The organism is Roseateles sp. (assembly GCF_031397715.1).
In the GTDB taxonomy this organism is placed as follows: Bacteria; Pseudomonadota; Gammaproteobacteria; order Burkholderiales; family Burkholderiaceae_C; genus Paucibacter_A.
The window spans coordinates 1-9,293 of sequence record NZ_JANNMI010000084.1 but is presented as its reverse complement, the minus strand read 5'-3'; the positions used below and the strand labels follow the sequence as shown (position 1 = coordinate 9,293).

The window sequence follows — 9,293 nt, the reverse complement described above, 5'->3', positions numbered from 1 at the left end:
CACGCCCTTGGTCCAGCAACTGGGTGCTGGGCTGGGTCCTTTCACGACGGCGGCCCTGCTTTACGCGGGCGCCGCCATCATCGGCGCGCTGCTTCGCCAGCCGGTGGAACAGGAAGCCTGCGTGCTGCGCTCCGACACCCTCAGGCTATTGGCCGTGGCGGCGTTCGGTGCAGTGCTGGGCCCGGTGGCTTTGGCCTGGGGGTTGCAGCGCACCAGCGGCACGGGCGCCTCGCTGATGCTGACCTTGGAGGCGCTGTTCACGGCGACGCTGGCCTGGCGCCTGTATGGCGAGACGATGGACCGCCGGGTCTGGGTGGCGATGCTGATGCTGCTGGCCGGTGGCGGGCTGCTGGTGCTTGATCAGGGCTTGAGTGGCGGCGGCTAGCTGCTTGGGCTGCTGGCTGTTCTGGTCGCCACGGCGGCCTGGGGCATGGACAACACCCTGTCGCGGGCGCTGGCAGAACGTGATCCCGGCCAGGTGGTGTTCATCAAGTCGGCGTTGGGCAGTGCTGCGACGCTGTGCCTGGCCTTGCTGGCGGGCGGGCGAGCCGCTACCCGGCATCTGGCCGACCTTGGGGCTGCTGGCCGTCGGCGCCACGGGCTACGGCCTGAGCCTGCGTTTTTACCTGCTGGCCCAGCGGGCCTTTGGCGCGGCACGCACGGGCTCGGTCTTTGCGTTCGCCCCCTTCATCGGCGCGTTGCTCGCCTTCGCGTTGGGCGACCGTTCAGCAGGCTGGGGCATGGCGGCGGGTGGGGTGCTGATGCTGCTGGGTGTCGTCATTCACCTGGCCGAATCGCATGGCCACGCGCATGAGCATGAGGAGTTGGCGCATGAACATGCGCACCGGCACGATGATGGCCACCATGATCATCAGCATGAAGCGATGCCCGACGGCCCTCACAGCCATTCGCACCGGCACCAGCCCGTCCACCACGCCCACGCCCATGTTCCGGATGCGCATCATGTTCACAGGCATTGACTGGGCCGCAATGAAAATTTACCGTGCGTATCCGATCAAGCAGACGGCCGTGAACTCGGGCGAAGCCACGTTCGATGCAGACAGCGACCAAGCCTATTGCTGGCTGTAGCGCAACAAGGGTCGGTGCAGCTCTCGGATGACGATGCGCCTGAGGCGCGGAGCCCAATTCAGTCGATCTTCACCGCACGCAAGCGCAGCGCGTTGGCGATCACGCTGACCGAGGACAGCGCCATCGCTGCCGCCGCCACGACGGGCGAGAGCAACTGGCCAAAGAAGGGGTAGAGCACACCTGCCGCCAAGGGGATGCCGGCCACGTTGTAGGCGAAGCTCAGGAACAGGTTCTGCCGGATATTGCGCATCACCGCCTGGGACAGGGCCCGCGCACGAACGATGCCCATCAGGTCGCCGCCGAGCAAGGTGATGCCCGCGCTTTCCATCGCCACATCGGTCCCGGTGCCCATGGCCAAACCGACGTCGGCACTCGACAGCGCGGGTGCGTCATTGACCCCGTCACCGCCCATGGCCACGACACGGCCCGCGTCGCGCAAACGCTTGACCACGGCCGCCTTGTCTTGCGGGAAGACCTCGGCCACCACCTCGTCTATGCCCAGTTGGCGACCGACGGCGTCGGCCGTGGTCTTGCCGTCTCCCGTCAGCATGACGATGTGAATGCCGGCGGCCTTGAGCGCCTTCAGTGCTTGCGGTGTGCTGGCCTTGATGGGGTCGGCAATGGCGACGAAACCGGCGAGTTTGCCGCCCAGGCCGACAAAGATGACGGTAGCGGCATCGCGCCGCTGTACTTCGGCCAAGGCCGCCAGGCTCGCGCTATCGACGCCGTGTTCGGCCAGGAACTTGGCGCTGCCGGAGATGACCTTAGCGCCGTCCACCGTGCCCATCACCCCCTTGCCGAGGGGTGAGTCGAAATCTGTCACCGCCGACAAGGCCAGCTTGCGTTCCTGGGCATCGTTGACGATGGCCAGCGCGAGGGGGTGTTCGCTGGCCCGCTCCACGCTGGCCAGCTTTTGCAGCACCTGATCCGCGGTGAAGCCGCTCGCCGGTTCGATGTGGACGACCTTGGGCCGGCCCTCGGTCAGCGTGCCGGTCTTGTCCAACACCAAGGTATCGACCTTTTCCATGCGCTCAAGTGCCTCGGCATCACGGATCAGCACCCCGTGCTGCGCACCCTTGCCGACGCCGACCATGATGGACATCGGCGTCGCCAGGCCCAGCGCACAGGGGCAGGCGATGATGAGGACCGCCACCGCCGTGATCAGCGCATAGCTGAAGGTCGGCTCCGGCCCCCAGATCAGCCAGGCCGTAAAGGTCAGGCATGCTGCCAGGATGACGAAGGGCACGAACCAGCCCGCCACGAGGTCGGCCATGCGCTGGATCGGGGCGCGGCTGCGCTGAGCGGCTGCCACCATGTGCACGATCTGTGACAGCAGGGTGTCGGCCCCCACCTTCTGGGCGCGCATCACAAAGCCGCCGGTCTGGTTCAAGGTGCCGGCCGTGACTTTGGAGCTGACCGTCTTGGCCACCGGTATCGGCTCGCCCGTCACCATCGATTCATCAACATTGCCCTTGCCCTCGGTGAGTTCACCGTCGACCGGCACCTTCTCGCCCGGGCGCACGCGCAGCAGGTCACCGACCTGAATGGCGTCGACCTGCACCGTCTCGTCATTGCCGTCTGCACGGACCTTCACCGCCGTCTTCGGCGCCAGGCCGAGCAAGGCCTTGATGGCGCCGGAGGTCTTTTCGCGAGCGCGCAGCTCCAGCAACTGACCCAGCAGCACCAACACCGTGATGACCGCCGCAGCCTCGAAGTAGATCGGCACCGCCCCGTCCTCCATGCGCAGATTGGCCGGGAACAGCCCCGGAGCCAGCGTCCCGACCATGCTGTAGCCCCACGCGGCGCCGGTGCCCAGCGCGATCAGCGAGAACATATTCAGGCTGCGGTTCTTGACCGAGGCGAGCGCACGAACGAAGAAGGGCCAGCCGGCCCAAAGCACCACCGGCGTGGCCAGCAGCAGCTGAATCCAGTTCGAGGTCTGCTGCGCAACTAGGTGGTGGATATTGAAGATATGCCCGCCCATCTCCAGCGCAAACACCGGCGCGGAGAGTGCCGCTCCAACCCAGAAGCGCCGGCTCATATCGTGCAGCTCCGGACTCTCGCCTAGCTCGGCCGTGGCCAGCAGCGGTTCCAATGCCATGCCGCAGATGGGGCAGTTGCCGGGGCCCTTCTGACGCACTTGCGGGTGCATGGGGCAGGTGTATTCGGCTTGGCTGGCGTCGCCTGCTGCGCTCGGTGGGGGGGCGCCCGTTGCTGGCGCGCGCGGGCTGTGCTCGTGATGTGCGCCGTCCATCACCGTGCCGTCGGGCATCAGGTGCTGACCTGGCTGGTTTGTGTGGCTCGCGTGGCTTGCGTGGCCGGTCCCGCTGCTGTGCTGCATGACTCTCTCTCCCTTGCGTGGATTCGGCCTGACGCGCCCCGCAGCCCTCGGCGGCTGTGTGCTGTCCACAAGCGGTCTACTTAAGCATCGGAGGCTTCATGCCCTCGCGGTCCATCATCATCTGCATCATCATTTCCATCATGTCCATGCGGCGCTTCATCATCATGTCGGCGTCGGTGGGCATGCCGCTCTTGCCGATTTGGCCGCTCCGGCCGGCGGCCATCATCCCGCCCCGCATCTGACCCATCATGGCCATGCCGTCCTGCATGCTCTTCATGTGATCCTTCATCAAGGCGGCGCGCTCTTCAGCGGTCTTGGCGGCGCCCATTTTCTGATGCATCTCCTGCATCATCTTCATCTGCTGCTCGTAGCCCGCCGGGGTGGACGAGGCCACTGCTGATACCGGCGCACTGGCGGGATGGTGGGCCGCACGCTCGTCAGCGTCCTTGGTGGCTGATATTGCCGGATAGGCGAGCAACAACAGCATCGCTGCGGCGCTCAAGTTGGACAAGAGTTTCATGAATATCTCCTTTTAACATTGGGCGCTTTAACAGCGCCGACTAAGCAGATTGCGCGCGCAAGGCGGCTTGACCATTGATATGCATCAACGCAGCGCCTTCGTGTCTGCGAATCAAGCGCAGCCGCAGCCACTGCCACAACCACTACGCCGAGGTGGCACGTCAAGCGCAACGGGTGCGGCGTCTGCCCGCAGCGGCAGAGGCGTGTAGCCCGCTGCCGTGATGGCGTCGCTCCATTTCTGCGCGTCGGCTTGAGCCGATTCGATCTGTACCTGATGTGCGGCAAGATTAAATTGCAGCTTGGCGCTCGGATCGACGGCCTGCACGGCCTTGGTGATCACCCCGACGCAATGGCCGCAAGTCATGTCGCTAACTTCGAATGTAAGCATCTCAAGCTCCTTCAAGTGCTGTTGATGGATGTACTGTCGTCCTTCCTACGCTGGGAGGGTCAAGCAGTTCGTGCGAAAAATTGATGGAGATCAAAGCAGGCCCATCGGCGCTTGACCTTCCAACGAGGGCAAGCTTTAGACTGACCCCTATGGTTTGACTAGAAAGGCTCAACGATGCTGAATATCGGCCAAGCGGCCGCCCTCTCGGGCGTGTCGGCCAAGATGATTCGTCACTATGAAGCAGTCGGCTTGTTGACAGCCGCCGTGCGCACCGAAGCGGGTTACCGGCAATATGCAGGCACCGATGTCCAGACGTTGCGCTTCATCCGGCATTCAAGGGATTTGGGCTTCTCAATTGTTGAGATTGCGAAGCTGCTCAGCCTCTGGCGGGATCGCAGCCGCCCGAGCCGCGAGGTCAAGGCGCTGGCCAAAACACATATCCAAGCCTTGGAAGTGAAGGCGCAAGAACTGCTGGCCATGAAGGCGGCACTCGAACATCTGGTGGACTGTTGCCTGGGTGATGAGCGCCCTGAGTGCCCCATCATCGAATCGCTGGCGGGAGAAAAGGCACTCGTGGCCCTTGTGGCCCCGCCAAGCTCGACTGCCGCTCGGAGCCACACGACCGGACTGCGCACGCGGCGGCCGGCCGTTGCGCGTGCTTAGGTGCCCGAACGGCAAAACTATGGACAAGATTTTGAGACGGCTCGCCCCGGCTGCGACCGGTGGCACTTTGCTGCGCCGCATGAATTCCAACCGCGCTTATTGAATCCTTGCTGTGCCGTACACTTTGATGATGAACAAATTCTGGCGGATCGCTTTCGCATGGATGTTGGCGCTGGCCTTACCCGTCCAGGGTTACGCCGCGCACGCCATGATGTTTTGCGGCCCCGCCCATCACGGAACTGCTCAAGCTCAAGCTCATGATCACGCATCGCATGATCATGGTGATGCCGGCCGAACTTCTCACGACACGGCCGGCGCCCACGCTGACGCAGAGGCTGATGCCAGCCCATCGGCGGATGGTGAGCTCGTCAAAGTCGAATCAGCTAAGACTGCAGGCGCTGGCAAGTGCAGCGTCTGCGCTTCTTGCTGCAGTGCTGCAGCGATCACCACTTCGATCATCCAGATTGAGGTGGTTCCTCAGCATGAGTCGGTCGTGGCCACCCTCGCGTCGGCCCACGACCTCGTGCTGATCGGCGGTCTCGAACGACCGCCTCGACTCTCTCTCGCTTGACGGATTGACTCCGCGCGATTGCAAATCGCGCGCTGGGTCTTCATCCCGGATCGTTCACGTGATTCTTGGCGTTTGCGCGCGAGGAATGCCGTGGCCACCCCCCGTTCAACTGCGAGAGAACCATGCAAATCTTTGCTTCTGGAGTCGCGCTGATTGCAGCGTCGGTCTTCCTGATACAGCCGGCGCTCGCTCAGACGCCAAGCAAAACTTCTTCTGCCTCAACCAACTCGCGTGCTGATCCCCTGGATTCGAAGGCGACGGTCGCCCCGTTGATCTACCGTTCAGCCTTTCAGGGCTATCGCCCCAATACCGAGGCCGAAGTCGGCTCCTGGAAAGAGGCCAACGACAGGGTTGGCAGCATCGGCGGCTGGCGGGTCTATGCAAAAGAAGCGCAACAGGCCGATGCGCCGGCTTCGCCCGCGTCCGCGCCAAGCGCAGCCGTAGCGCCCAAGCCGCCCACGCCGCCCGAGGCCAAGCCCGCAGCGGCAGCCCCGGCTGGCCACAAACATCATTAAGGAGCTCGCATGACGAGACTGAATATCGCGGGCCGACCAGACTGGGCGCGAGTGCGCACGCTTGGCCTGGCAACCCTGCCACTGCTTCTCGCCGGCTGCGCCAGCTTGAGCGGGGACGGCGGCATCAAGCCGGTCCAGCAAGCGGCCCAGCAGCATCTGGGCAAGACCGTCCAGGTGGTGAAGTCCGAGGCTGATCAGAGCGCTGTCAGTGACCGGGTCAGCGAGTTGCTGTCCAAACCGCTGAGTGCCGACGTCGCCGTACAGATCGCGCTGCTGAACAACCGCGGCCTGCAAGCCAGCTTCCAAGAACTTGGTATCGCCGAGGCCGAGTTGGTGCAGGCCAGTCGTCTGCCCAATCCCGGGTTTTCGATTGCGAAGCTGCGTCGCGGCGATGAGCGTGAGATTGAACGCTCGTTCTCCCTGGATTTGGCGCACCTGATCGCCTTGCCCTTGATCCGGCAGATGGAGGACCGGCGCTTTGCCTCCGTTCAGCGCAGCGTGTCCATGGAGATGCTGTCGCTGGCCGCCGAGTCTCGCAAGGCGTACTACGCTGCGGTGGCGGTCGAACAGACCGTGCGCTATAGGCGTGATGTTCGCGCAAGCGCAGACGCTGGCGCCGAACTGGCCAAGCGCTTGGCCCAGGCGGGCAACTGGACCAAGCTGCAGCAGGCGCGCGAGCATGGCTTCTTTTCCGAGGCGGTGCTCAATGCGGCGCGGGCTGAAGCCGCGCGCATCGCAACGCGTGAGCGCCTGACGCGGCTGCTGGGCCTGTGGGGTCAGCAAACCGGGTTCATCTTGCCTGACCGGCTGCCCGAGCTTCCTCAGGAGCCGCAGGACCGGCCCGATGTGGAGCAACTTGCCATTGCCCAGCGCCTAGACGTTCAGGCGGCCAAGCTTCAAGTCGAGGCAACAGCCAAGAGCTTGGGTTTGAGCAAGGTCACTCGTTTCGTGAATGCGCTTGAGTTGGGCTATATGCGCAACTCGTCCAACGAGGCTCCGCGCCAAACCGGCTACGAAATCAGCTTTGAGATACCGCTGTTCGATTGGGGTGACGCGCGCATGGCTCGGGCCGAAGGGGTCTACATGCAAAGCGTCCAGCGTGCGGCGCAAGTCGCCGTCGAGGCACGCTCCGAGGTCCGCGAAGCCTATCTGGGCTATCGCTCGTCGTACGACATCGCCCGCCACTACCGCGACGACATCGTGCCGACCGCCAAACGCATCTCGGACGAGAACGTGCTTCGCTACAACGGCATGTTCATCAGCGTGTTCGAGCTGCTGGCCGATGCCCGGTCGCAAATCAACGCCGTCAACGCCTCGATTGAGGCCTTGCGCGACTTCTGGGTGGCGCAGGCGGATCTCGACATGGCGCTGATCGGCAAGCCCAGCTTGTCCGGTGGCGCTGCACCCACAACGGCAACCGGCAGCGCCGGCCCCGCCCACTGATTCAGGAGCGAACAAAAATGGTTTCTCGACGTAGTTTCTTCCAAGGGGCCGGCGCCTTGACGGCCGCTGTATCCGCTGCGGCAGTCAGCCGCGTGGCAATGGCGGCCTTGCCCGAACCGGTCATGCAGTCCAAGCCGGACACGATGCCGCCACTGGTGCCGAACACCGGCCGGCCCTACAACCCGGTCGTCACCTTGAACGGTTGGACCTTGCCTTGGCGCATGAACCAGGGTGTGAAGGAGTTCCACCTGGTGGCCGAGCCCGTTCTGCGCGAACTGGCACCCGGCATGATGGCTCACCTGTGGGGCTACAACGGTCAATCTCCCGGCCCGACCATCGAGGTGGTCGAAGGCGACCGCGTGCGCATCTTCGTCACCAACAAACTGCCCGAGCACACCAGCATCCATTGGCACGGCCAGCGCCTGCCCAATGGCATGGACGGGGTTGCCGGGCTGAACCAGCCCAGCATCAAGCCGGGCAAGACTTTTGTTTACGAGTTCGTGGCGCGCCGCCCCGGCACCTTCATGTACCACCCACATGCGGACGAAATGACGCAGATGGCGATGGGCATGATGGGCTTCTGGGTCACCCACCCGAAGGTGAAGCATCCGCTGATCGACGAGGTCGACCGCGACTTCTGCTTCTTGCTGAACGCGTTTGACATCGATCCCGGCGCCGCCACGCCCAAGATCATGACCATGCTGGACTTCAATCTGTGGTGCTGGAACAGCCGCTTGTTCCCGGGCATCGACACGCTGAATGTGCGCAAGAACGACAAGGTGCGGCTACGGATCGGCAATCTGACGATGACCAATCATCCGATTCATCTGCATGGTCACGAGTTCATGGTCACCGGTACCGATGGCGGGCCGACCTCGAAGACCAGCCGTTGGCCCGAGGTGACCACCGATATAGCGGTCGGTCAGATGCGTCAAGTCGATTTCCTGGCCGACGAGGAGGGCGACTGGGCTTTTCACTGCCACAAGAGCCATCACACGATGAACGCGATGGGCCACGACGTGCCGACGATGATCGGCGTCGATCACCGCCAGATCGCCAAGCAGATCACCAAGCTGGTGCCCGACTACATGGTAATGGGCGAGCGCGGCATGGCCGACATGGGCGAGATGGAAATGCCGCTGCCGGATAACACGCTGCCGATGATGACCGGCAAAGGCCCGTTCGGCGGGGTCGAGATGGGCGGCATGTTCTCGATCCTGAAGGTGCGCAAGGATCAGAAGCCAGGCGATTACGGCGATCCCGGTTGGTACCAGCACCCGAAGGGCGAGGTCGCGTTTGAGTGGACCGGCGCGCTGCCGGAACCTGCGCGATTCGCGGCCGAGGGTGGCCAGTCAATGCCTCGCCAGCAAGCACCGGCCAAGACCACCGAGGTCAAAGTTCGTAAGCCCACCGGTCACTCCGGGCACTGAGCCCGCGCTGACTACTTACCTAGGAAGATGCATATGAAATTCATCCAACAGCGGGGCACCAGCGCCGTTCTTGCCAGCTTGCTGGCCACCGTCTGGACCTTCAACCGCGCCGGCGACTTCGACTTTGCCTGCCCGATCGCAGGCCACTACCAGGCCGGCATGGTGGGCAAGATCAAGGTGATTGCCGCCACGGCGAAGACAGCAAGGAGTGACGACCATGCAGAACACAAGCACTGAGCTCATCAGGCCGCTGGGCCGCCGCGCCTGGCTGCTGGGTTCAGCGGCGCTGCTGCTGTCGCCGGCCTCGATGGCCAAGACCGGGCCGGCGACCCGA

Annotated in this window: 8 protein-coding genes and 2 pseudogenes; 7 read left to right on the top strand and 3 right to left on the bottom strand. The window is 63.9% G+C overall.

What is annotated here, in order from left to right:
- Nucleotides 1-980: pseudogene (locus tag RMO57_RS03785) on the top strand (DMT family transporter); the annotation flags it as partial.
- Between the two features lie 167 nt (nucleotides 981-1,147).
- On the opposite strand, the gene RMO57_RS03780 reads toward RMO57_RS03785, so the two are convergent.
- The 3 genes from RMO57_RS03780 to RMO57_RS03770 all read right to left on the bottom strand — a co-directional run bounded on the left by RMO57_RS03780 (nucleotide 1,148) and on the right by RMO57_RS03770 (nucleotide 4,337).
- Nucleotides 1,148-3,430 (bottom strand): copper-translocating P-type ATPase, encoded by a 2,283-nt coding sequence (locus RMO57_RS03780; RefSeq protein ID WP_310384371.1) that lies wholly within the window; start codon nucleotides 3,428-3,430, stop codon nucleotides 1,148-1,150.
- Between the two features lie 76 nt (nucleotides 3,431-3,506).
- A complete protein-coding gene (locus tag RMO57_RS03775; RefSeq protein ID WP_310384369.1) occupies nucleotides 3,507-3,950 on the bottom strand; it encodes a hypothetical protein in 444 nt (147 codons plus the stop codon).
- Nucleotides 3,951-4,061: 111 nt separating this feature from the next.
- Complete coding sequence (locus tag RMO57_RS03770; RefSeq protein ID WP_310384368.1) at nucleotides 4,062-4,337, bottom strand: heavy-metal-associated domain-containing protein; 276 nt, start codon at nucleotides 4,335-4,337, stop codon at nucleotides 4,062-4,064.
- Nucleotides 4,338-4,511: 174 nt separating this feature from the next.
- Between RMO57_RS03770 and cueR the strand changes: the two genes are divergently transcribed.
- From cueR to RMO57_RS03740, 6 genes and pseudogenes are all read left to right on the top strand, one after another.
- Complete coding sequence (cueR, locus tag RMO57_RS03765; RefSeq protein WP_310384366.1) at nucleotides 4,512-5,000, top strand: Cu(I)-responsive transcriptional regulator; 489 nt, start codon at nucleotides 4,512-4,514, stop codon at nucleotides 4,998-5,000.
- Between the two features lie 127 nt (nucleotides 5,001-5,127).
- On the top strand, nucleotides 5,128-5,571 hold the full coding sequence (locus RMO57_RS03760; protein WP_310384364.1) for a hypothetical protein: 444 nt from the start codon (nucleotides 5,128-5,130) through the stop codon (nucleotides 5,569-5,571).
- Nucleotides 5,572-5,840: 269 nt separating this feature from the next.
- Nucleotides 5,841-6,086: a hypothetical protein gene (locus tag RMO57_RS03755; protein ID WP_310384361.1), complete on the top strand. Its 246-nt coding sequence runs from the start codon at nucleotides 5,841-5,843 to the stop codon at nucleotides 6,084-6,086.
- 9 nt (nucleotides 6,087-6,095) lie between these two features.
- Complete coding sequence (locus RMO57_RS03750) at nucleotides 6,096-7,529, top strand: TolC family protein (RefSeq protein WP_310384359.1); 1,434 nt, start codon at nucleotides 6,096-6,098, stop codon at nucleotides 7,527-7,529.
- Between the two features lie 17 nt (nucleotides 7,530-7,546).
- Nucleotides 7,547-8,959, top strand: a complete 1,413-nt coding sequence (locus tag RMO57_RS03745) for a copper oxidase (RefSeq protein WP_310384356.1) — start codon at nucleotides 7,547-7,549, stop codon at nucleotides 8,957-8,959.
- Nucleotides 8,960-8,977: 18 nt separating this feature from the next.
- Nucleotides 8,978-9,196 (top strand): annotated as a pseudogene (locus tag RMO57_RS03740) (hypothetical protein); the annotation flags it as partial.
- Nucleotides 9,197-9,293 lie beyond the last annotated feature (97 nt).